Source organism: Uliginosibacterium sp. 31-12 (genome assembly GCF_030548425.1).
Taxonomy (GTDB): Bacteria; Pseudomonadota; Gammaproteobacteria; order Burkholderiales; family Rhodocyclaceae; genus Uliginosibacterium; species Uliginosibacterium aquaticum.
Genome location: NZ_JAUOOA010000004.1, coordinates 1 through 22,325, shown reverse-complemented (window position 1 = coordinate 22,325; position 22,325 = coordinate 1). Strand labels below are relative to the sequence as shown.

The following is a 22,325-nucleotide window of genomic DNA, read 5'->3' as shown; positions in this document are numbered from 1 at the left end:
GTGAGTGTGCCTCGTGGCAGGAGTTCCGTGCCGGAATGAAAAAGGCCTGCTTGCGCAGGCCTTGGGCCGGACGCTGCAGGCGCCGGTTCAGCTGGCAGCCTTGCGGGTGCGGGTTGTCTTGGTCGTTGCCGGTTTCTTGGCGACCTTGGCCTTGGCTGCGGGGGCCGCTGCCGTCGCCTCTTCGCCCTCGGTCACCGCGACGGCCTTGGCTGCACCCGCCTTGGGAGCCTTGGGGGCACGTGGCTCGAACTCGAAGCCGACCTTGCCGGCCTTGGCATCCCACACCAGCATGGCCGAGAACTTGCGATGCGTGCGTGAAGACACGAACAGGCGCAGCAGATCCGTCTTGCCGGTGGTGAGCAGTTTCTGCATCTGCTCGATTTCGATCGGCTGCTGCAGGATCACCTTGCCGGAGCGGAAGTCGCAGCTCTTTTCGGGGCCAACAGCCTTCTCGCAGACATAGGTGGTGCCGTGTTCATACACGCCACTGGCACACTTGGGGCAGCTGCCGAGGCTGGTCTGGGCCGAGAAGTCCGGCGCTTCGGCGGCTTCACCGTCACGTGGCTGACCGAAGTCGAACTCGGGCAGTTTGTCGTCATTGAGGCGAATTTCGGCGTTGAAGGCACGCCCCATCTTGTTGCGGAAGCCCAGCAGCGGGCCGACGCGGCCGGTGGTGAGCAAGGTTTCGATCTCGTGCGGTTCGAACTGGCGACCGGCGACGATCTTCCACAGCGAGTAGTCGCAATCTGAGCACTGGAATTTCTTGTAGTTCTCGCGGATCAGGCCGCCGCATTTGGGGCAAGGGGCTTCGAGAATGCCGAAGTCGCCGGGGATGGTGTCTGAATCGTAGGTCTTGGCGCGTTCCACGATCTCGCGCGTCATGGCCTCGATGTGGCCCATGAATTCGGCACGCGTGAGCAGGCCCTTCTCCATCTGCGCCAGCTTGTATTCCCACTCGCCGGTCAGCTCGGCGGAAGACAGCTCGGTGATCCCCAGACCCTTGAGCAGGGTGATCAGGGAGAAGGCCTTGGCGGTCGGGATCAGCTCGCGGCCTTCACGCAGCATGTAGGTTTCGGCGATCAGGTTCTCGATGATCTGGGCGCGGGTGGCCGGCGTACCGAGGCCACGGCCGCCCATCGCAGCGCGCAACTCTTCATCGTCGACCAGTTTGCCTGCGCCTTCCATGGCGGAGAGCAGGGTGGCTTCGTTGTAGCGTGCGGGCGGCTTGGTGACGCTGGCCTTGACGTGAATTTCTTCGGTTGTCGAGCCTTCGCCAGCCTGTACCGGCACCAGCGAGCCGGTTGCCTCTTCGCCCTCGATCGCGGCTTCCTTGCCATAGATGGCCAGCCAGCCAGCGTTCACGAGAACCTTGCCCTCGGTCTTGAAGGCCTCGTTCTCGACGCGGGTGATGCGGGTGGTGATCTGGTATTCAGCGGCCGGGAAGAATACGGCGAGGAAACGCTTGGTGACCAGGTCGTAGATCTTGTACTCGGCTTCGCTCAGGCTCTTCGGCGCGGTACCGGTCGGCACGATGGCAAAGTGGTCCGAGATCTTGGCATTGTTGAATATGCGCTTGTTCGGCTTGACCCAGCCACGCTTGATGATTTGGGTGGCAAAACCGATGTACTCGTCCGGCAGCGCACCGAGAATGCCTGGCACGGTCGCCACGTAGTCTTCAGGCAGGGCGCGCGAATCGGTCCGCGGATAGGTCAGCACCTTGTGCTTTTCGTACAGGGCCTGGGCCAGCTGCAGGGTGGTGCGGGCTGAGAAGCCGAAACGGCCGTTGGCCTCGCGCTGCAAGGAGGTCAGGTCGAAGAGTAGAGGCGAGAGCTGAGTCGAAGGCTTGGACTCCTCCTCAACCTTGCCCGGCTTGCCGGCGCATTTGGTGCGGATGGCGTCGGCCTTGGCCTTGTCCCAGATGCGCGGCGCGCTGGCGTGCTCGTCATCCTCCGGCTTCTTGAAGTTTTCGTCGAACCAGCGGCCGGCATATTCGCCAGCGGAGACGCCGAACGTGGCTTCGACTTCCCAGTAATCGCGCGACTTGAAGGCGCGGATGCGTTCTTCGCGTTCGACTACGATGGCCAGCGTCGGCGTCTGTACCCGGCCCACGGTGGTCAGATGGAAGCCGCCGCTCTTGGAGTTGAAGGCGGTCATGGCGCGGGTGCCATTGATGCCGATCAGCCAGTCACTCTCGGCGCGGCACATTGCCGCTTCGCGCAAGCCACTCATCTCGTTGGCCGTGCGCAGACGCTGGAAGCCGTCGCGAATAGCCTGTGCGGTCATGCTTTGCAGCCACAGGCGCTGTACCGGCTTCGCGGTGCCGGCGTGCTGGGCTACATAAGTAAAGATCAGCTCACCTTCGCGCCCCGCGTCACAGGCGTTGATCAGGCCGCTCACGTCCTTGCGCTTGATCAGCTTGGTCAGGAGGCGCAGGCGTTCAGCACTCTTCTCGATCGGGTTCAGTGCGAAGTGTGGCGGGATCATCGGCAGGTGGGTGAAGCTCCACTTACCGCGCTTGACCTCGAATTCCTCCGGCACAGCCAGCTCAAGCAGGTGGCCGACGGCTGAGGACAATACGTAGTCATCGCTCTCGAAATAGTCGCCCTGGCGGGTAAAGCCGCCCAGCGCCCGGGCAATATCCTGAGCAACAGAGGGTTTTTCGGCGATGATGAGTTGTTTGGTCATGGTGGCCTGGACAGGCAAAAAAACGCGGCTGTAAAGCCGCGGTTGTTGAAACTGCTCTGGATGATAGAAGTGCTGCGCCCGGCGGCGCAAGTTTTCCCGCTGAAAGCCGGCTCTTGGCTTTCAGTGCACGGCTACCGTGGTTTGCCACTCATCCTCGACGGTTTCGACTTCGTCGGTGAGCAGCTCATCGAGAATCAGGGCGTCGACACTGGCACGCTCCTGCCACAGCACCATCAGCACGATGACCTTGAACTGGGACAGGCCGATCTCTGCCTCAGGCAGCGCCATGGCTCGTTCAATGGCCATTTCGCGCCTGCGCATATCGAGCACGCCGGCACTTTCAAGGAAGCTCATGAAGCCGCGGCTGGCAACGTCCAGGCGGGCGCTTTCCGCTTCGGTGAAGATGCGCATCGAACCGCTGGCCGGTTTGGGGGCCGCCTGACTGGCGACTAGGCGCAGGCCGCTGAGCCATTCGACCGCTTCGGCGATGTCGCCTTCTTCAAAACCGACGGCAGTGAGTTTGCGGGTCAGTTGCTCCGGCTCTTCCGGGCAGGCATCCGCGTAGCCATAAGTCTCGAACAGATAAACCAGAATGTCGATCATGGCAGCTCCTGCTTGTGTGCCGCCAAACGGCGCGGCACTAGGTGATTCTTTGGAACCGGCCCCCGGCCAAGCGCGCAATGCGTCCGTCGAGTTCCAGTGTGGTCAGGATGGCGAAGAGCGCATCCGGCGTCAAGCCCGCCCGAGTGCCTAGTGTGTCCGGATCGACCGGATCAAAGCCCATCTGACCGAGCAAGCCGAGCTCCTTCGCGTCAGCGCTTGCCTGGGATACCACCGGGGCGATGTGGGCGTTGTGGGCCCAGTCGAGCTCTTCGAGCACATCCTGGGCGCTTTCGACCAGCTTGGCGCCCTGCTTGATCAGGCGATGGCAGCCACGCGCCTGCGGTGAATGGATCGAGCCGGGAATCGCAAACACATCACGCCCCTGTTCGATCGCCGTGCGGGCGGTGATCAGCGAACCGGAATCCACCGCCGCTTCCACCACCAGCACACCGCGCGCGAGGCCAGAAATGATGCGGTTGCGGCGAGGGAAGTTGTAGGGTGTCGGTGGCGTGCCGAGCGGGAATTCCGAAATCACCAGGCCATTCTCGGCAATGCGCCGGGCAAGCGCGGCATTGCGTGCCGGGTAGATCCGGTCGGCTCCGGTGCCGATCACCGCGATGGTGCTGCCGGCGGCTTTCAGCGCGCCGCGATGGGCTGCCGCATCGACCCCCAGCGCAAGGCCGCTAATCACGGTAAGGTTGGCGGCCGCAAAGGCTTCCGCGAAGGCCTCAGCATTGGCTTCACCCTGCGGTGTGGCAGCACGTGCGCCAACCATGGCGATGGCTGGCTGCTGCAGCAATTCGACGCGTCCCTTGGCGTAGAGAAGGCTGGGAGGGTCGGCGATCTGCAGCAGCGCCTGGGGATAGGTGGCGTCGCCAAGAGTCAGGATGGCATTGCCAGGCTCATTAGCCCAGACCAGTGCGGTTTCGACCAGGGCGCTGTTGTCGTGGGTACGGAGGGCGGTGGCAAGCTTCTCACCGATCACCTGCGCCAAAGAAAACTGCCCGGCGGCAAAGATCCGCTCGGGCAGTCCGAAGGTAGCCAGCAGCTCTCGCTGCCGTTCCGGGCCGATGCCCGGAATCAGGCACAGGCGCAGCCAGTAGCGCAGGTCGCTGGCGCTCAATGCGTCAAGGCGCGCTGACCTTGTCGCCGACCTTGACCGGGCCGGTGGCGTCCATTACCAGGGCGTAGGAAAGCCGATTGAAGGTGCGGAACACATAGGCCAGGCCGATGCGGGAGTCCGGCAGATTGACCTTCTGCGAGCTGCGCAGGCTTTCCAGATAGGTGACCGTGCCGTTCACCCGCGTCAGTGCAACCAGATGGCCAGGTTCCATGCCTTGATCACGGCCGGCGGCGATAGCGATGACCGAACCACGGCCTGCGTCGCTTACGCCATCGTAAATGGAGGCTACGGAAGTCTGCAGAGAGGCTGCTGGCGGGTGCGGCGGTGCTGCCATCAAGCTCGTCTTGGATGAGGGCTCCAGGCGATTGCCAGCAATCACTTCACTGACCGAGTCGGTCAGTGCCAGTTCGGCGACCTTGCCGTTGGCTTCGGGCTGCACCACGCGGGCCTTGGCAACCAGTTTGGCTTCATGGCCCAGCACGGCACCCGAGTACGGATCCTTGATCGGCTGGGCGCGGCGATAAATGTCCCATGCGTCGATGCCGGGCGTGAGGTTGCGGGCGTAAGTGGTGTCACCACGTGCGCCGACAATCACACGGCTTTCCTGGTTGGCGACGATGGTTGGCAGCGCGGGATTGTCACCATACTCGTCGACCAGCGGTTCGACGAGGAAGGCACGGATGGCTTCCAGCGGGATGCTGGCGATCGGGGAAAGAGCGTCTTTGGAATACACCTGAGGTGACAGGCGGTCCCCCCCGGTCACCTGACCATCGACTGACTTGCCGATCGAGAGAGTGCCGTTGGCACGATCCAGCACCACCACCTGACCCGGATAGATCAGGTGCGGATTGCGGATCTGCTCCTGGTTCATCTTCCAGACTTCCGGCCAGCGCCAAGGCTGCTTGAGGAACATGCCGGAGATACCCCACAGGGTGTCACCCTGTTTGACCGTATAGCTGTCTGGCGCACTATCGGCGATCGGCGAATTGTCGGCGGCACCGGCGTAAGCGGTGGCCATGGCCACGATCAGTGCGAGAAGCGATTTTCTGAGCATTGCGAACCCCGTAAATGGTTGGTCGCGGCGCGGAGTCGTTCCGGAAACGCTAAACTCCTCGCCTTGTTAGGCGTGCAGGCTGCTTTGCAGCCGGCCTATTCATTACTTGACCAGACGCTGCAGATATTCAAGTTTTGCGTTAGATTCTGCATGTAGCTCACTCATCCAGCAAGGGTTTTTCAGACAAATGGCGCTGCTGCCCATCCTCCGCTATCCCGATCCCAAACTGCATACCAAGGCCAAACCGGTGGCTGTTGTGGACGAGCGTATCCGCAAGCTGGTGCGTGACATGGCTGAGACCATGTACGAGGCACCGGGCATTGGCCTGGCCGCCACCCAGGTTGATGTGCATGAACGCGTCATCGTCATTGATGTCTCTGAAGACAGAAGTGGCCTGCTGGCCCTGATCAACCCGGAAATCATTGCGCGCGATGGCGAGCAGACCTGCGAAGAAGGTTGTTTGTCGGTGCCAGGCATCTATGACACGGTGACTCGGTCCGAGCATGTGACGGTACGTGCCCTGAACGAGAAGGGCGAGCGGATCGAGTTCGAGGCCGATGGCTTGCTCGCCGTATGTGTGCAGCACGAGATGGATCACCTCGAAGGCAAGGTTTTCGTCGAATATCTCTCGCCTCTCAAGCAGAACCGCATCAAGACCAAACTTGCCAAGAAGGCACGCATTACGGCTTGATGCACAGGACTGAGCCATACGCGTGCTGGGCGCTCGGTGAGCACTTCCTACCGACACTGTCGGTGCATGTTTGCCCGGTCCTCAATCCTCAGTCTTCGCAACCCAGAAAATGAAAATCGCCTTCGCCGGAACCCCGGAATTTGCCGCCGTCGCCTTGCGCGCCATCCTTGCCGCAGGTTTTGAAGTGCCGCTGGTGCTGACCCAGCCGGATCGCCCGGCCGGGCGCGGCATGCAGCTGCAACCCTCGGCGGTCAAATCTGTCGCGCTGAAACACGGCATTCCGCTCGACCAGCCCGAAAAGCTGCGCACCTCCGAGCAGCAAGCCGCGCTCGCTGCCTGTGGCGCGGATGTACTGGTGGTGGCCGCCTACGGCCTGATCCTGCCGCAGGTGGTGCTGGATCTGCCGCGCCTCGGTTGTCTGAACATCCACGGCTCACTGCTGCCACGTTGGCGCGGAGCGGCGCCAATTCACCGCGCTATCGAAGCCGGCGACGCCGAGACAGGCATCACCATCATGCAGATGGAAGCCGGGCTGGATACTGGCCCCATGCTGCTCAAGCGCGCCGTGCCTATCCTGCCGGACGACACCACCGCTCGCCTGCACGACACCCTCGCCGCACTGGGCGGCGAGATGATCGTCGCGGCGCTGCGGGCGCTCGAAAATGGTCCCTTGCCGGCAACGGTCCAGCCTGAAGACGGCGTCACCTACGCCCACAAGATCGACAAGGCCGAGAGCCAGCTCGATTTCCGCCAGCCCGCCGCTGTGCTGGCGCGCAAGCTGCGCGCATTCGACCCCTTTCCCGGTGGCGCGGCGAACATCGCCGGCACGCCGCTCAAGCTGTGGGCAGGTGAAGCAATGCCGGGTTCTGGCGAACCCGGCACGGTGCTGAGCGCAGATGCAAACGGTGTTGTGGTGGCCTGTAGCGAAGGCGCCTTGCGCCTGACCGTGCTGCAGAAGCCGGGCAGCAAACGCCTGCCGGCCGGGGATTTTCTGCGCGGTTTTGCGCTGACAGCCGGTGCCCGCTTCGATCTGCCCGCCTGAACCAGGATTGAATCTTTTTTCCTGACCCCCATCTAAGCTTCGCGTGCATGAGCACGGTTTATTTCTGGAAGGCAGGTTAAGACAATGTTCAACTGGCTCAAGACTTCGATCCTGATGGCGGGCATCGTGGCCTTGTTCGGCGTGGTCGGCGCGATGATTGGCGGCAAGCAGGGCATGATCCTGGCGCTACTCTTCGGCGGCGCGATGAACGTGTTCTCCTACTGGTTCTCGGACAAGATGGTGCTGCGCATGTACAACGCGCAGGAAGTCGACGAGGCCAGCTCGCCCTACCTCTACAACATGGTCAGGCAGCTCGCTCAGCGCGCCCAGTTGCCGATGCCCAAGGTGTACATCATTGATGAGCACCAGCCCAACGCCTTCGCCACCGGCCGTAATCCGGAAAACGCTGCCGTGGCGGCCACCACCGGCATCCTGCAGATGCTCACCGAGCGCGAACTGCGTGGCGTGATGGCGCACGAGCTGGCCCATGTGAAACACCGCGACATCCTGATCTCGACGATCTCGGCCACCATGGCCGGCGCGATCTCGGCGCTCGCCAATTTCGCGATGTTCTTCGGCGGGCGTGACGAGAATGGCCGCCCGGCCAATCCGATTGCCAGCATCGCCGTCGCCTTGCTTGCTCCGTTGGCCGCCAGCCTGATCCAGATGGCAATTTCTCGGGCGCGTGAATACGAAGCCGATGCAGGCGGTGCCGCTTTCTGTGGCGATCCGGATGCGCTGGCCGACGCGCTGCAGAAGATCGACTACTACGCGCGCGGCATTCCGATGCCGGTGGCGGACGAGCATCCGGCCACGGCGCAGATGATGATCATGAACCCGCTCTCGGGCGGTGGCTTGGCGGGTTTGTTTTCGACTCACCCGCCGACCGAAGAACGCATTCGTCGCCTGCGTGCGATGCGCTGAAGTAGCGGGGCTGCTGTAGGGCGGACTTCAGTCCGCCACCACGTCCCGCGTGCGGCTGAAGCCGCACCTACGAAATCCAAAGCCCGGCCTCGCGCCGGGCTTTATTCATTCCGGCAAGGGTGCAAAGAGCTCGGCGATGTCGGCTTCGCTAAACTTCAGCTCGCCCTCTGCGTCGCCACTGAGCACCGCAGCGGCCAGCGCGGATTTCTTCTCTTGCAGGGCGACGATGCGCTCTTCGATGCTGCCGGCGGCGATCAGCTTGTAGACGAAGACGGATTTGCTCTGGCCGATGCGGTGCGCGCGGTCTGTGGCCTGATCCTCGGCCGCCGGGTTCCACCATGGGTCGAAGTGGATCACGGTGTCCGCCGCAGTGAGGTTGAGGCCCACCCCGCCGGCCTTCAGGCTGATCAGGAAAAGCGGCACCTTGCCGCTCTGGAAAGTTTCCACCGCGTCCTGACGCTTGCGGGTCTGGCCGGTGAGCTTCACATAGCCGATGGCAGCCTGTTTCAGCTCGGCTTCGATCAGGCTGAGCATGTTTGTGAATTGCGAGAACAGCAGCACCCGGCGGCCTTCCTCGATCAGCTCGGGCAGCATTTCCATCAACAGATCGAGCTTGGCGCGCTCCTTTACCCGCTGGGCGCTAGCCAGATCAAGCAGGCGCGGATCGCAGCACACCTGACGCAGCTTGAGCAGCGCATCGAGAATCACGATCTGGCTGCGCTTGAAGCCCTTGTCGGCGACCACCGCACGCACCTTCTCGTCCATCGCCGCGCGCACGGTCTCGTAGAGATCACGCTGGCTGCCGGCCAGTTCCACCGTGCGCAGCACGATGTTCTTGGGTGGCAATTCGCTGGCCACGTCTTCCTTGCGACGCCTCAGGATGAAGGGCTTTACGCGGCGTGAGAGCAGCTCGCGGCGCAGGCTGTCGCCATTCTTTTCGATGGGCGTGCGCCAACGCCGGGTGAAATCGCGGTTGTCACCGAGAAAGCCCGGCAGGAGGAAATCGAACTGGCTCCACAGCTCGCCGAGGTGGTTCTCCATCGGCGTGCCGGTGAGGCACAGGCGGTGCCGCGCATCGAGCTCGCGCACCGTGGCGGCGGCCTTGCTGGCGGCGTTCTTCACGGTCTGCGCCTCATCGAGAATCAGCAGGTGGTAGCTGTGCGCCTTGAGCTGCTCGGCGTCGCGCCACACCAGCGGATAGGTGGTGAGCACCACATCATGCTGGCCAATCGCCGCGAAATCGCGCTGCGGGCCGTGCAGAGCCAGCACGCGCAAGGCCGGCGCGATATGCGCAGCTTCGCGCTGCCAGTTGAAGACCAGCGAGGTCGGCAGCACCACCAGCGCCGGGCGTTCCAGACGGCCGGCCTGCTTCTCGGTGAGCAGGTGGGCGAGGGTCTGGGCGGTCTTGCCGAGGCCCATGTCGTCGGCGAGGATGCCGGCCAGATCGAGCGCGCGCAGCTGCTGCAGCCAGGCCAGACCCTCAAGCTGATAGGGGCGCAGCTGCAGGCCCATGCCGGGGGGCTGGGCCACCGGTGCGGGACGGGCCAGTTCGTGCAGACGCTGGCGGGCGACCTGCAGGGCCCGCAGGCCGTCCTGCGAGCGGGGCGGTGGAATCTCGCTGAGTCGGGCGGCGTCCAGCGGTGAGAGGCGCAGGCGGGCGCTACCGTCGAAGAGATCGAGGAAGGCCCGCAGCACCGGGCGGATGCGCGCCACCGGCAGGCTCACGCGCTGACCTTCATCCAGCGTGAGTTGCAGACGGGCGTCGTCCGCGAGCTTGTCCAGCCCGCCGGCACGGGTCACGACCGGATGTTCCAGCAGCCCAGCCAGCAGCGGCGCCAGCTCGACGCGCCGTCCTTCCAGCTCGAAGCCCAGGCTCACCTCCAGCCAGCCGTTTTCGCCGGGCTCGATGTCGCTGAAGAAGTCGTCGATCTCGACGATGTGATGGCGGAAATCGCCCGTCAGTTCGAGTGCCCAGCCGGCGGCGCGCAAGGCCGGTGCGAGCCGGCTCATCCAGTGCTGCCAGTCCTCTGCGGCGGCGAGACCGAAGAGGTTCTTTTCGGTGGGCTGCGACCAGTACTGGAACAGGCCGCGCGGGAGCGCCTCGAAACCGAGGCGCGCCAACAACTCCAGCTCGCGCTGCTCGGCGGCGGTATCGCGCACGAGGCGCACGGTTTCACTGCCCAGCACGCGGAACTCGCGCGTGTCGTCCAGCGCCACCTCGATGCCGGCGTAGTCGAAAGCGGGCTGGGCGAAATCCAGCCAGTCGCGGAACAGCGGCGGGTACTGGCGCCAGCGCTTGGCGGTGTCGACCATGCGGCTGTAGAGGCGCAGGCGCGGCTGCGGCGCTACGCGCACTTCGCGCAAGGCCGTGGCGCGGCCCTGCGGGCGTGGCAAATCCGGCGCGAATTCGGCCAGCTCGCGTGCCACCACGGCTGCATCCACCGGGCGCAGGGGCGGTGCGCCGAGCAGGCGGCTGGCCTGGCGCGGTGGCAGGCCCAGTTCCAGCGGGCCTGCACAGTGCCCCTTTTCATCCAGATACCAGGGTGGTTCGGTTGGCAGCAGGCGCAGGCCGGCGAGCCCTTCGATGGCCGGATGCAGGCAGCCGTCTTCACGCATCTGCCAGCCTAGCCGTGCGCTGCGTGCCGGGCCCGGCTGCAGGACGCCGTGCTGTAGGCTGCTGAAATGGCAGCGACCCGTAGCCAGCAGGCGCGGCAGCAATTCTTCGACCTTGCAACCATCGAGGCGCAGGCGCAGGTAATAGCCATCACGATCGCGCGTCAGCCACAGCGCCCGCAGGATCGCGATGTCATTGTCGTCAACGAAAGCTGGCGGCTGGATCAGGGCGCGCTCGATATTGCTCCACTCGGCCGGTCGCTCCGGAAAGCCACCATCCAGCGCCGGGCGGATCTTGTACAGGCGCACCGAGAGCAGGCGTTCGTCCGGCGAGGCTTCGAGCAGATAGAAAAGCTGTTCGCGACTGCGCGTGGCCTGGCGCTTGGCAGGGGCCTCCACTTCTTCACGAAAGTTGCGCAACCAGGCCAGCACGGCCAGGTCCGGCAGGGCCTTTTTCTCGCCGCGTTGCTCGATGGCGGCCAGCAGTGTGGCAACGCAATGTTTGCAGGCGCTGCCCACCGGGCAGGTGCAGGAGGCATTGATCTGCATGCCGCGCTTGGCCGGGTGGAACACGATGCGCACCGTGTAGGGTCGCCGCTCCGTGCCTTGTACCAGCGCGCTGACCTCGAAGTCGCTGACATGCAGCTGGCTGACCGCTGGCACATAAGCCTCACCCTTGGCCATCCCGGCCGGGCCGAGGGCACGCAGGATGTCATCGCGGGTGAAGTGACGGGCAGGAGCGCTGGCGTGCATGAAGCAGAATTCGCGGGCAAAGGAGCCAGTTTAGGGCCTGTTCACAATTACCGCGCCAGTCACGCTCATGTGTTGCGGGATGCAGCCCAAGGCGGGGCGACGAAACAAGGGTGGCCCCCTTGTGAGGAGTACCAACGCGGCGATGCGCCCGCATCACATGAGCCCTGTGGGTTGGCCGGTTCAGCCGCGCCCACTGCGTTGCACTCGTTGCCAAGGGGATCACCCTTGGCTGCCTCGTGCGCCTTGTTGGCACGCCTGAACCGGCCAACGTGATCTGGTGGGGTAAATGTGAACAGGCCCTAGCCCGGACAGCCGATGATCCAGCCTTCAAGCGGATCGACTTCCGCCGGCAGCCCGAAACCTTCGTCGCGCAGCAGCCAGGCGCGGGCGGCCTGCAGCAGGGCCAGCACGGCGTCGAGGCTGTCGCCGCTGGCGTCATCAAGCAGCGGCCCGGTGAGCGCCGGACTCAGCTTCAGCGTCAGCCCGGCTGCGCCTGTGTTCAGGCCCATGATGATTTTCTCCCGTTCCGCGCGGCGCTCGGGCGTTTGCCTGGCGCGCTCGTCACTCTTGTAGGAGGCCTGCGTAAAGCGGCGCGTCAGCAGGGCCGGATAGGCTTCCAGCGCGATCCGCTGTGGGTCTCCCGTGTGCAGGGCAGGCAGGCTGAGGCCGGCGGCGAGCAGGCGTGGCGCACCCTCGAAGAACATCAAGCCGACCGGCGGATTGACCAGCTTCATCGGGCTGTGTGAGCGCGCCGGCCCGTCGCAGGCGCGGTGCAGGTAGCGGCTGCCCATCGGCCGACGCTCGCGCACGCCATCCAGTGCGGCCTTGAAGGCCGGTTTGCCGAGCCTGCAGATGTGCCGGATCAGCCCGGCCCAGTCCTGTGGCCAACCAAGTTGCACGACGAGCTCGCGCGGCAGGCCAAAGGGAAAATCGAAACCGCCAACCCAGGGGCCGGGGCGTTGCAGCACCGCTTCGAAGCTGGCCCAGTCCGCACAGCGCTCGATGTCCGCCACCGCCAGGGTATTTCCGCGCAGCCATCCGCTGGCCACGGTGATCGGTTTGCGCCGGCTGGGCGCGGAGGTGAAGTCCACGCCCAGCAGCAAGGGCGCGTTCATCTCCACTCGCCGCGCAGCTGTGCGATGCGTGCGCGCAGCTCGACCGGCTTGAGCCCTTCCGGCGCCAGTGCCTCGCCGACGACCAGCTCCACCCGGTTGCGCAGGCCGCGCGGGAAGAGCTTGCTCATGGCACAGCCGTAGGCGCGCGAGAAATAGCCTCCCCACAGGCCGCGCAGGGCCATTGGAACGACTGGCACCGGGTTGCGGCGCAGGATCTTGTTGAGGCCGCCCTTGAAGGGGCCGATCTCGCCGTCGCGGGTGATCGTGCCTTCGGGGAAGATGAAGATCAGCTCGCCGGCGTCCAGCGCGCGGGCAATTTCTTCATAGGCGCGCTGCACCGATTCGCGGTCCTCCTGCGCGCTGGCCACCGGAATGCAGCGGCTGGCGCGGAACAGCCAGCGCACGAAGGGTGTGCGGTTGATCTGGTGATCGATCACGAAGCGCGGCTGGCGCGGCAGCACGCCCATCAGGATCACCGCATCGGCGAAGCTCACGTGGTTGCACACGGCGAGCGCCGGGCCGCTGGCCGGCACATTGGCGAGGCCGCTGGGGGCTACGCGGTAGATGCTGTGGGTCAGCGTCCACGCGATGCAGCGCAGATAGAACTCGGGCACGGCGCGGTAGATCAGGCCGGCAACCAGCAGATTCAGCAGCGCGCAAACCAGGAACAATTGCGGGATCGTGAGCCCGGCGGCGAGCAGCCCAGCCGTGATGCCGGCCGAGGCCACCATGAAAGCGGCATTCAGGATGTTGTTGGCGGCGATGATGCGCGAGCGTTCGGCCACATTCGAGCGGCTCTGCATCAATGCATACAGTGGTACGGTGAAAAAGCCGCCACCGACGCCGATCATCACCATGTCGAGGAGGATGCGCCAGCTGGCGGGCTTGGCCAGGAAACCCGCCAGGGTGAGCGCTGCTGGCGTACCGGTGGGGCTGGCCAGCCACAGGTCGAAGGCAAACAGGCTGATGCACAGCGTGCCCAGCGGCACCAGGCCCAGCTCCACATGCTTGCCCGACATGCGCTCGCACAGGAAGGAGCCCGTCGCGATGCCGACGATGAAGGTACCCAGCAAGGTGGTAACCATCAGCTCATCGCCGCCCAGCACACCCTGCACATAAGGGGCGAACTCGGTCAGCAGCAGGGCGCCGAAGAACCAGAACCACGAGATGCCCAGTAGCGCCATGAACACAGTCTTGTTGCGCGCGGCGAGCTTCAGGTTGCGCCAGGTTTCGGCGATGAAGTTGTGGCTCACCTTGAGCTCCGGCGCGGGTGAAGGCGCCGGCGGAATGCGCCGGCTGGCCGCGTAACCCAGCCCCGCTACGATCACCGTGAGCACGCCGCACAGGTCCGCTCCGATCTGCGGAATGGCCATCAGCAGGCCGGAGAGCACGCTGCCGGCAAGGATCGCCACGAAGGTGCCGCTCTCCACCCAGGCATTGCCGGCGACAAGTTCGTCCGGATGCAGGTGCTGCGGCAGGATCGAATACTTGAGCGGGCCGAAGAAGGTGGAGTGCAAGCCCATCATGAACAGGGCGAAGAGCAGCAGCTCCACATGGCGGGTGAAGAAACCCACGCTGGCGACCACTGCGATACCGATCTCCACCGCCTTGATGATGCGGATCAGGCGGCTCTTGTCGTACTTGTCCGCCAGCTGGCCAGCCAGCGCCGAAAACAGGAAGAAGGGCAGCACGAATAGCCCCGCCGCCAGTTGCACTGCCACCGCCGGCGCCAGTCCGAGCACCTGGCCGGCCTGGAAGGTGATCAGCAGCAGCAGCGTGTTCTTGAACACGTTGTCATTGAACGCGCCACAGAACTGCGTGAGGAACAGCGGGCCGAATCGACGGGCGCCGAGAAGCTGCAGGGTGGAGCGGGAAGGTTCGATGGACATGCGCAGGGAGCCGGTCAGGATGCCGGGCGAGGATAACGCAGGCCAGGGCCTGCGGCGAGCCTCACAGCTGGCAGCAGCGCAGTGCCACTGGTCGAGTTTCCGTGAATTAAGTCACGGATCCTGCTTAGGATTCCACGCACATAACAAGCAGTTTCGGGGAGTGAAGCAATGCGTCAGGTCTTTCTGGTCGGAGCGGTGGCCGCTGTCATGCTGGCCGCGTGTGGCGGCGGTAGCAGTGGAGGAGCCTCCGCGTCATCGGTTTCGGTTCAGGCGAGCAGCACAGCGGCCAGCAGCATCGCCAGTTCCAGCACGGCGAGCAGTGCCAGCGGAGGTTTGGGCCTCAGCAATGGCTTCAGCGCCTTCTACTCCGACCCGAATTCGCAGGTGCGCAACTGGGTAGCCGCCAATCCCGCTGACTCACGCACCGCCACCATCAACAGCGCGATCGCCCAGCAGGCCTTCGGCAAGTGGTTCGGCGAATGGAGTGGCGATATCGCCACTGCCGTGAGTGGCTATGCCAGCGCGGCGCAGAGCGCCGGCAAGATCCCGTTGCTGATTGCCTACAACATTCCCAGCCGTGATTGCGGCTCTTACAGCGCCGGCGGCTCCAGCGGTGGTGACGCCTACAAGACCTGGATCAGCGCATTTGCTGGTGGCATCGGCAGCAAGCCGGCGATCGTGATCCTTGAGCCGGACGCGCTGATGCAGCTCGACTGCCTGCCCTCGGATGCCGACCGCACGGCGCGCCTAGCCCTGCTCAATTACGCCGTCGACCAGTTTGCCGCCAAGGCTCCGAATGCCTGGGTCTATATCGATGCAGGCCATTCGAACTGGAAGAGTGCGGCTGATACTGCTACCCGCTTGATCAATGCCGGTGTGGCGCGGGTGCGTGGTTTTGCCCTGAACGTGTCCAACTACCGGGCCGATACCGAACTGCAGACCCACGGCGCGGCCGTGATCGCGCAGCTTCAGCTCCAGGGCAGTGCCGCCAAGCCTTATGTGATCGACTCTTCGCGCAACGGCAATGGCCCGAACGGCAGCGAATGGTGCGACCCGGCCGGCCGCAAGGTCGGTGCCACCAGCAAGGTGCTGAGCCTTGGTAGCGGCATGGAGATGGCGCTGTGGCTCAAGGCCCCGGGCGAAGCCGATGGCTGTGCAGCCGGCGCCGGCCAGTTCTTGCCGGACCTGGCCTATCGCCTCGCCACGGGCGGCTGAGCCCCTTAGCCCGGCGCTTGCCGGGCTTTTTACGCCTGGAAGATGCTCCGCATGAAACGCCTCCTGCCTCTCATCCTGCTGCTGCTCAGCGCGTGCAGCGAACCCCTGCCTGCCGACAAGGAGATCTATGCCGGCGACTGGGAGGGTCCTGGCATGCTGCTGTCGATCAGCAGTGACGGCCGCCTGTATTACCAGCGCGCCCAGGGTAGCAGCAGTACCTCGCTGGATGTGCCGATCCAGCGTTTCGAGGGCGACAACATCGTTGCCGGGCTGGGGCCGGCCTCGGCCACCTTCGTTGTCAGCCAGCGTCCGCACCCGGAGCAGGGTGAGTGGGTGATGGTGGTGGATGGCGTGCGTCTGGTGCGCCAGGAGTAAGCGCGCCGGGTGGCACAAAACCAGTGCAAGTGGCCCTGCAGCAAGCCCGCAAGCGGTTTTCTGAATTTCACTACATCTAGTCGGGTTATTGGTATCTGCTACTAGGTATAGTTGTCATCGGCTTGACTCCGACTAAATACAGCCCCTACACTCCGTCCCGACGGTGTCGGGAAGCCAGCTCGCTGGCGCTGCCCCCGCAACTGTGACCGGCGAGTGCCGGCATGCCACTGGGATGATCCGGGAAGGCTGCCGACAGGCTTTGACCCGGCAGCCAGGAGACCGGCCGTCACACAGATAAAACATCAACTGGAGCGGGGTGTCTCCGGGGCCGATGCGACGCTGCCTGCAGGCCTGCGTTCACCGCCCCCCGGCATGCCGTTCCCCATCAAGAGAGAGAGCCGGCATGCAACATTCCGCCATCGCGGTCGAGGCCGCCCGCAGCAGCGCGCCCAGCAGCATTTCCAGCAGCGAATCCGACTTTGCCGCCAGCCAGGCAGGTCTCGAGCTGATCCGCCGCAATGGCGCTGTGGTGCCCTTCCAGGCTGAGAAAATCAGCGTGGCGCTGTCCAAGGCTTTCATCGCTGTCGAGGGTGGGCAAGGCGCCGCTTCGGCGCGCATCCGCGAGCTGGTGAATCAGCTTACGGCGACTGTGGTCGGTGCGCTGACCCGCCGCCTGCCTGGCGGCGGCACGGTGCATATCGAAGATGTGCAGGATCAGGTCGAACTGGCCCTGATGCGCGCCGGCCAGCACGATGTGGCCCGGGCCTATGTGCTCTACCGTGAGAAGCGCTCTTCCGAACGCGCCGCCCAGCAGGCTGCCGTGCCCGCTGCCGCGCCGGCCCGCCTGCATGTGCTGGATGGCGACGAGCGTCGCCCGCTGGATGAAGTTGCCCTGCTTGGCCAGATTCGTGAAGCCTGCGTTGGCTTGGGGGATGTGTCCGCTGAAACCGTGCTCGAACACGCCCTGCACAATCTCTACGACGGCGTACCGGTGGCTTCCGTGCGTCAGTCTCTGGTGCTTGCGGCGCGCACCCTGATCGAACGTGATCCGGATTATTCCAAGCTGGCTGCCCGCCTGCTGCTGCGCAGCGTGAGCATCGAAGTGCTGGGTGAGGAGCTGGGCCAGGTCGCCATGGCTGCGCGCCTGCCGGAAGCTTTCCCAGGCCTGATCCGCGAAGGCGTCAAGGCAGGCCTGCTCGATGCGCGTCTGGCTGAATACGACCTGCCGCGCCTGGCTGCCGCCCTGAAGGCCGACAACGATCTGCGCTTTGACTACCTCGGCCTGCAGACGCTCTACGACCGCTACTTCCTGCACATCGAAGAGCGCCGCATCGAGCTGCCGCAGAGTTTCTTCATGCGCGTGGCGATGGGACTGGCACTGAATGAGATCGACCGCGAAGCGCGCGCCATCGAGTTCTACCAGCTGCTTGCCAGCTTCGATTTCATGAGCAGCACGCCGACCCTGTTCAACAGTGGCACCTGCCACTCGCAGCTCTCCTCCTGCTATCTGACCACGGTAGCTGACGATCTGGACGGCATCTATCAGGCGGTGAAGGAAAATGCCCTACTTCAGAAGTATGCCGGTGGCCTGGGTAACGACTGGACCCCGGTGCGTTCGCTGGGCAGCCGCATCAAAGGCACCAACGGCAAGAGCCAGGGCGTGATCCCCTTCCTCAAGGTGGTCAATGACACGGCGCTGGCCGTGAATCAGGGCGGCAAGCGCAAGGGCGCGGTGTGTGCCTATCTGGAGACCTGGCACCTCGACATCGAGGAGTTCCTGGAGCTGCGCAAGAACACTGGCGATGAGCGCCGCCGCACGCACGACATGAACACCGCCAACTGGATTCCGGATCTCTTCATGCAGCGCGTGATCGCCGGTGAAGACTGGACCCTGTTCTCGCCTTCCGATGTGCCCGACCTGCACGAGAAGTTCGGCAGCGCCTTCCGCACTGCCTACGAGGCCTACGAAGAGAAGGCCGCACGTGGCGAGCTCAAGCTGCACAAGAAGCTGCCTGCCGTGCAACTGTGGCGCAAGATGCTGACCATGCTGTTCGAGACCGGCCATCCCTGGATCACCTTCAAGGATCCGTGCAACCTGCGCTCGCCGCAGCAGCATGCCGGTGTGGTCCACAGCTCCAACCTGTGCACCGAGATCACCCTCAACACCTCCGACACCGAGACCGCCGTGTGCAACCTCGGCTCGGTGAACCTGCCGGCCCACCTGGTGCAGATCGAAGGTGAGTGGCAGCTCGATCAGGCCAAGCTCGCCCGCACAGTCAGCACCGCCATGCGCATGCTCGACAACGTGGTCGACATCAATTTCTACGCCACCCCCAAGGCGCGCACTTCCAACCTGCGCCACCGCCCGGTGGGCCTCGGCGTGATGGGCTATGCCGACTGCCTGCACCGCATGGGCCTGCCTTTCGCCTCGAATGAAGCCGTCGAATTTGCCGATCGCTCCATGGAAGCTGTCTGCTATCAGGCCTACTGGGCCTCCAGCGAGCTGGCCCGCGAGCGTGGTGTGTACTCCAGCTACCGTGGCAGCCTGTGGGATCGCGGCATCCTGCCGCACGAGTCGATTGCCCTGCTCGAAGAAGGTCGCGGCGAAGCGGTGGAAGTGGATCGCAGCGCGCGCCTCGATTGGGATGCCCTGCGCAGCCAGATCGGCCGCCACGGCATGCGCAACTCCAACTGCGTTGCCATCGCACCTACCGCCACCATTTCCAACATCATCGGTGTCTCCGCCTGCATCGAGCCGGATTATCAGAACCTCTACGTGAAATCCAACCTCTCCGGTGAATTCACGGTGGTGGGCGAACACCTGGTACGCGATCTGAAAGCCCTGGGCCTGTGGGATGAAGTGATGATCGCTGACCTGAAGTATTTCGATGGCTCGCTGGCCCGCATCGACCGTATCCCGGCCGAGCTTAAGGCCCGTTACGCCACCGCTTTCGAGGTGGACGCGGTGTGGCTGATCGAAGCCGCCGCGCGCCGCCAGAAGTGGATCGATCAGGCCCAGTCGCTGAACCTGTACCTGGCTGCGCCCTCGGGCCGCAAGCTCGACGAGATCTACAAGCTGGCCTGGAAGCGTGGCCTGAAGACCACCTACTACCTGCGCACCCTCGGTGCCACCGCCATGGAGAAAACCTCCGCCCCGGTCGAGCAGATCAATGTGCCCGCCGAGCCCAAGTTCTGCTCCATCGACAACCCCGAATGCGAGGCCTGCCAATGAGCTCCCTGAATTTCGAAGACTGGGGCAGCCCCGCGCCCGCCCTCCAGCCGGTGGCGACCGGCTCCGCACCGGCGCCGCAGGCGGCTGCGCCGGTGCCGCGTGGTGTCACCGGCAACATGCCGCACCCTGCACTGGCTGCCGTGCGCGCGCAGGACAAACGCATCGTCAACGGTCAGGGCGATATCAACCAGCTCGCCCCGTTCAAGTATCCGTGGGCCTGGGATTTCTTCCTCAACGCCAACAAGAACCACTGGACCCCGCTCGAAATCTCGATGGCGCAGGATGTGCATGATTACCAGCACAAACTCACGCCGGCCGAGCGCCATGTGTTTGAAAACGTGCTGGCTTATCTCACCACGTCGGACATCCTCGCCATGCGCAACATCGGCCTGGCGGTGATGGAAAAGATGAGCGCGCCCGAACTGCAGATCTACCAGGCGCGTCAGGTGTACGAAGAAGCGCTGCACACCTGGACCTACCAACACTGCATCGAAACCCTGGGCATCGATCAGCAGGAGATCTACAACCGCTACCGCGTGGTGCCCGAGATCAACGCCAAGATTTCGCTGGCCAACCGTCGCCTCGAGCGTGTCATGCGTTCGGACTTCGACCTCGCCGATCGCGACAACCTGCACGAGTTCGCGCTCTCCTACATGTTCTTCGCCGGCATCTTCGAAGGCTGCTGGTTCTACAACGGCTTCACGCCGATCTTCGCCCTGCAGCGCCGCGGCCTCATGAAGGGCGCGGCCGAGCAGCTGCAGTACATCATGCGCGACGAAGTGCTGCACTGCGCCTTCGGCATCCGCGTGGTGCGCGAGCTGCTCAAGGAAGAGAACCTCACACTCGATCCGCGCGCCGTGCAGGAGTTGTGGGAAGAAGCTGAAGCCGCTGAGTCAGGCTATGCCGGCTACATCCTGCGCGAGCCCATCCTCGGTTACTCGGCGGATCTGCACCGTGCCCAGTTCCGCTTCATCGCCAACCGCCGTGCGCGTCAGATCGGCCTGGCCGAACCCTTCCCGGGCGCCGAGAACGTGCTGCCCTGGCTGGACGAGCAAGCCAACCTGCGCAAGGAGAAGAACTTCTTCGAGACCCGCGTTACCGAGTACCAGACTGGCGGGGCATTGAGCTGGGATTGAGGTGTGTTGGAGTATGAAATGAAAAGGCCTCGCAGTCGTAGGGACAAGCTGAGACCTAGATTTTCAGGGACCAAATCTAGATCCGATTTCGCTAAACCCAGATTTGGGTGTGGAATTGGGGATAAGTCTAGATTTGGTCCGAAAGAAATCTTGACGCTAGATCGCTAAATCCAGATTTTCTCAAACAGCTCTGCGCCAGCAGGGCCATGCACTTTGTATTGGCAAGCTCAGGAGGCTGCTGCAAGAGGCGCGACGATGGAAGCGAAGCCAGCTCTTCTCCACGCTGATGCGCCTTGGGGGCTTTGATAGCCATCTTCAGACGCCACTATGGATACACGTTGGTGTATTTGTAGTGGCGTAGAGGCTGAGAGCGAAAGAAATATTTCAAATGGGACTACTGCTTAACGACAAGCCCCACAAATTTTGATCGCCTACCACCATGGCTTCGAGTTGAAACAATGGTGGCCTATCCGTTTCTGGGTTGGTTGCAGCTCGAAGGTCTTGAATGACATAACTCGCAAGACACTGTCTGACCTTTATGCGTACAGATGGCCTACCCCCGAAATTTTCATCGCTAATCAGCTGCTGTTGAGGAAGCGTCAGTAAACGGTGGGGAGCCAAATCAATGTCGACAAGGGTCTGCCACTCGACGTCATCCGCACTGAAATGCTGGGCTTCGGTTTTTGTTAGTGTCGCCGCTGAGATCCGGCCCAAAGCAAAGTCTCGAAAAGACTTCCTGCTCGCGCACCATGCACGCACATGCCACCGCCGCCCCGCATGAACAATTGCGTGTGGAAAGACTAAACGGTTTGCGGGCTCAGGGTTAGTCATTGATGCATAGCGAATAACGACGCCCTGTTTCGCAATGCAGGCTCGCCGCAGGATGGCAAAGATCGCAGGGTCGTTGTTGGACAGGTCAAGCCTTGCGTCATGCAATACAGCTCCCTCTCCAGAATCAGAGGCCATTACGATCCGCGCATAGTCATCCAGACTTGAATCGTTCAGATCGCGCGCTCTGGCTGCCAGGTGATACACCTTCTCCCCAAAGTTGTTCTGCAGCAATCCTTCATGCGAAAGGCGAAACTCAGAGAGCAAGCGACTGGCTTGCACCACGGTCAGCCCAAAAAGAGTTCGTAACCGAGAGTTCTCGATTTGCCCCTCCCACTTGAGGACGGTCTCTAGGATGCCTGTTCGCTGATCACGCAGGGTGGGCTTGTTTCCTGTTGCCAAAAAAACCCCTTTGGATATGTTGGTGTTATTCTGTTGCTGTTAATGATAACCGCGCAGCACAGAAGTAGGGCGCGGGCCTAACCGTTGTCGAATGACTCCTTCCCAGCCCCTTCCCTTCGCGGCTTCGCCGCTACGGCGGCCCCTCACGTCAAACGTTAGAGCTCTATGAGATTCAGCGCTGCCAAACGGATCGCCGAGTGTTGGGTTGAAGCTTCGACAGATGGTCAAGCTGTATTACATCTGGAGAAAATCCAATCGTTGCCTTATGGATGGGTGTTCTTCTACAACTCCCCGGAGTTCATTGCCGATTCATCAAATGCTGAGGCTTCATTGGTTGGCAATGTGCCGTTCCTTATCGAACGCACAAACGGTGAGCTTCGCGTCTTGGGGTTGAATTACAAGGAACGTCTACGGGAGATCGAAAAGGAGCTTCCGGCTGCTTGCCTTGGTATGTCACCCGAGGTGGCCCGGTGGTGAGCTCTAACAATTCCGTCGAGAGGGACGGTTTGCAAGCTGCGCTTGCAAATTCCCTCCGCCGCTTTGCGGCTCCGGCCGCCCCTCACGTCAAACGTTAGGCTGCTTTGCTCATGACTCGAACTCGGTACAGGACAACCTCAATCTCCTTGGGCTGGCTCAGCATCGTTT

At 63.3% G+C, this 22,325-nt stretch carries 16 protein-coding genes and 1 riboswitch; of the genes, 8 read left to right on the top strand and 8 right to left on the bottom strand.

Annotated features, from left to right (window positions below; all coding sequences use genetic code 11):
* Positions 1–87: 87 nt before the first annotated feature.
* From Q3Y64_RS09035 to Q3Y64_RS09020, 4 genes are all read right to left on the bottom strand, one after another.
* Positions 88–2,685: a DNA topoisomerase III gene (locus Q3Y64_RS09035; RefSeq protein ID WP_303561162.1), complete on the bottom strand. Its 2,598-nt coding sequence runs from the start codon at positions 2,683–2,685 to the stop codon at positions 88–90.
* 120 nt (positions 2,686–2,805) lie between these two features.
* The gene (locus Q3Y64_RS09030; protein ID WP_101940348.1) at positions 2,806–3,288 is read right to left on the bottom strand and encodes a DUF494 family protein; all 483 of its coding nucleotides are present in this window, start codon (positions 3,286–3,288) and stop codon (positions 2,806–2,808) included.
* Positions 3,289–3,325: 37 nt separating this feature from the next.
* Entirely contained in the window at positions 3,326–4,411 is a 1,086-nt protein-coding gene (gene dprA / locus Q3Y64_RS09025; RefSeq protein ID WP_303561161.1) for a DNA-processing protein DprA, read from the bottom strand.
* 4 nt (positions 4,412–4,415) lie between these two features.
* Entirely contained in the window at positions 4,416–5,465 is a 1,050-nt protein-coding gene (locus tag Q3Y64_RS09020; protein WP_101940346.1) for a LysM peptidoglycan-binding domain-containing protein, read from the bottom strand.
* Positions 5,466–5,652: 187 nt separating this feature from the next.
* On the opposite strand from Q3Y64_RS09020, the gene def reads away from it, so the two are divergent.
* From def to htpX, 3 genes are all read left to right on the top strand, one after another.
* The gene (gene def, locus Q3Y64_RS09015) at positions 5,653–6,156 is read left to right on the top strand and encodes a peptide deformylase (RefSeq protein WP_101940345.1); all 504 of its coding nucleotides are present in this window, start codon (positions 5,653–5,655) and stop codon (positions 6,154–6,156) included.
* A gap of 109 nt (positions 6,157–6,265) precedes the next feature.
* On the top strand, positions 6,266–7,198 hold the full coding sequence (fmt, locus tag Q3Y64_RS09010; RefSeq protein WP_303561157.1) for a methionyl-tRNA formyltransferase: 933 nt from the start codon (positions 6,266–6,268) through the stop codon (positions 7,196–7,198).
* An 84-nt stretch (positions 7,199–7,282) separates the two neighbouring features.
* Positions 7,283–8,122: a zinc metalloprotease HtpX gene (htpX, locus tag Q3Y64_RS09005; RefSeq protein ID WP_303561154.1), complete on the top strand. Its 840-nt coding sequence runs from the start codon at positions 7,283–7,285 to the stop codon at positions 8,120–8,122.
* A 105-nt stretch (positions 8,123–8,227) separates the two neighbouring features.
* Here the strand turns inward: htpX and Q3Y64_RS09000 are convergent, their stop codons facing one another.
* From Q3Y64_RS09000 to Q3Y64_RS08990, 3 genes are all read right to left on the bottom strand, one after another.
* On the bottom strand, positions 8,228–11,488 hold the full coding sequence (locus Q3Y64_RS09000) for a DEAD/DEAH box helicase (protein ID WP_303561152.1): 3,261 nt from the start codon (positions 11,486–11,488) through the stop codon (positions 8,228–8,230).
* Between the two features lie 299 nt (positions 11,489–11,787).
* Entirely contained in the window at positions 11,788–12,603 is an 816-nt protein-coding gene (locus Q3Y64_RS08995; protein WP_303561150.1) for a DUF429 domain-containing protein, read from the bottom strand.
* Entirely contained in the window at positions 12,600–14,492 is a 1,893-nt protein-coding gene (locus Q3Y64_RS08990; RefSeq protein ID WP_303561148.1) for an MFS transporter, read from the bottom strand. The genes Q3Y64_RS08995 and Q3Y64_RS08990 overlap by 4 nt, the downstream gene beginning before the upstream one ends.
* 168 nt (positions 14,493–14,660) lie before the next feature.
* Between Q3Y64_RS08990 and Q3Y64_RS08985 the strand changes: the two genes are divergently transcribed.
* From Q3Y64_RS08985 to Q3Y64_RS08970, 4 genes are all read left to right on the top strand, one after another.
* A complete protein-coding gene (locus Q3Y64_RS08985) occupies positions 14,661–15,707 on the top strand; it encodes a glycoside hydrolase family 6 protein (RefSeq protein WP_303561145.1) in 1,047 nt (348 codons plus the stop codon).
* Positions 15,708–15,758: 51 nt separating this feature from the next.
* Positions 15,759–16,082: a hypothetical protein gene (locus tag Q3Y64_RS08980; RefSeq protein ID WP_303561143.1), complete on the top strand. Its 324-nt coding sequence runs from the start codon at positions 15,759–15,761 to the stop codon at positions 16,080–16,082.
* Between the two features lie 144 nt (positions 16,083–16,226).
* Positions 16,227–16,385, top strand: a riboswitch (cobalamin riboswitch).
* Between the two features lie 100 nt (positions 16,386–16,485).
* Positions 16,486–19,314 carry a ribonucleoside-diphosphate reductase subunit alpha gene (locus Q3Y64_RS08975; protein ID WP_303561141.1) on the top strand — a complete coding sequence of 943 codons (2,829 nt, stop codon included), beginning with the start codon at positions 16,486–16,488 and terminating at the stop codon, positions 19,312–19,314.
* The gene (locus Q3Y64_RS08970; RefSeq protein ID WP_101940337.1) at positions 19,311–20,450 is read left to right on the top strand and encodes a ribonucleotide-diphosphate reductase subunit beta; all 1,140 of its coding nucleotides are present in this window, start codon (positions 19,311–19,313) and stop codon (positions 20,448–20,450) included. The genes Q3Y64_RS08975 and Q3Y64_RS08970 overlap by 4 nt, the downstream gene beginning before the upstream one ends.
* A 384-nt stretch (positions 20,451–20,834) precedes the next feature.
* On the opposite strand, the gene Q3Y64_RS08965 is transcribed toward Q3Y64_RS08970, so the two are convergent.
* A complete protein-coding gene (locus Q3Y64_RS08965; RefSeq protein WP_303561137.1) occupies positions 20,835–21,680 on the bottom strand; it encodes a YafY family protein in 846 nt (281 codons plus the stop codon).
* A gap of 165 nt (positions 21,681–21,845) precedes the next feature.
* On the opposite strand from Q3Y64_RS08965, the gene Q3Y64_RS08960 reads away from it, so the two are divergent.
* Positions 21,846–22,157 (top strand): YrhB domain-containing protein, encoded by a 312-nt coding sequence (locus Q3Y64_RS08960; protein WP_303561135.1) that lies wholly within the window; start codon positions 21,846–21,848, stop codon positions 22,155–22,157.
* The last annotated feature ends 168 nt before the right edge of the window (positions 22,158–22,325 follow it).

Coding starts and splice junctions, on each gene's coding strand:
- Q3Y64_RS09035 (WP_303561162.1), bottom strand. CDS start 2,685: ATGACCAAACAACTCATCATCGCCGAAAAACCCTCTGTTGCTCAGGAT.
- Q3Y64_RS09030 (WP_101940348.1), bottom strand. CDS start 3,288: ATGATCGACATTCTGGTTTATCTGTTCGAGACTTATGGCTACGCGGAT.
- Q3Y64_RS09020 (WP_101940346.1), bottom strand. CDS start 5,465: ATGCTCAGAAAATCGCTTCTCGCACTGATCGTGGCCATGGCCACCGCT.
- def (WP_101940345.1), top strand. CDS start 5,653: ATGGCGCTGCTGCCCATCCTCCGCTATCCCGATCCCAAACTGCATACC.
- fmt (WP_303561157.1), top strand. CDS start 6,266: ATGAAAATCGCCTTCGCCGGAACCCCGGAATTTGCCGCCGTCGCCTTG.
- htpX (WP_303561154.1), top strand. CDS start 7,283: ATGTTCAACTGGCTCAAGACTTCGATCCTGATGGCGGGCATCGTGGCC.
- Q3Y64_RS09000 (WP_303561152.1), bottom strand. CDS start 11,488: ATGCACGCCAGCGCTCCTGCCCGTCACTTCACCCGCGATGACATCCTG.
- Q3Y64_RS08995 (WP_303561150.1), bottom strand. CDS start 12,603: ATGAACGCGCCCTTGCTGCTGGGCGTGGACTTCACCTCCGCGCCCAGC.
- Q3Y64_RS08990 (WP_303561148.1), bottom strand. CDS start 14,492: ATGTCCATCGAACCTTCCCGCTCCACCCTGCAGCTTCTCGGCGCCCGT.
- Q3Y64_RS08985 (WP_303561145.1), top strand. CDS start 14,661: ATGCGTCAGGTCTTTCTGGTCGGAGCGGTGGCCGCTGTCATGCTGGCC.
- Q3Y64_RS08980 (WP_303561143.1), top strand. CDS start 15,759: ATGAAACGCCTCCTGCCTCTCATCCTGCTGCTGCTCAGCGCGTGCAGC.
- Q3Y64_RS08975 (WP_303561141.1), top strand. CDS start 16,486: ATGCAACATTCCGCCATCGCGGTCGAGGCCGCCCGCAGCAGCGCGCCC.
- Q3Y64_RS08970 (WP_101940337.1), top strand. CDS start 19,311: ATGAGCTCCCTGAATTTCGAAGACTGGGGCAGCCCCGCGCCCGCCCTC.
- Q3Y64_RS08960 (WP_303561135.1), top strand. CDS start 21,846: ATGAGATTCAGCGCTGCCAAACGGATCGCCGAGTGTTGGGTTGAAGCT.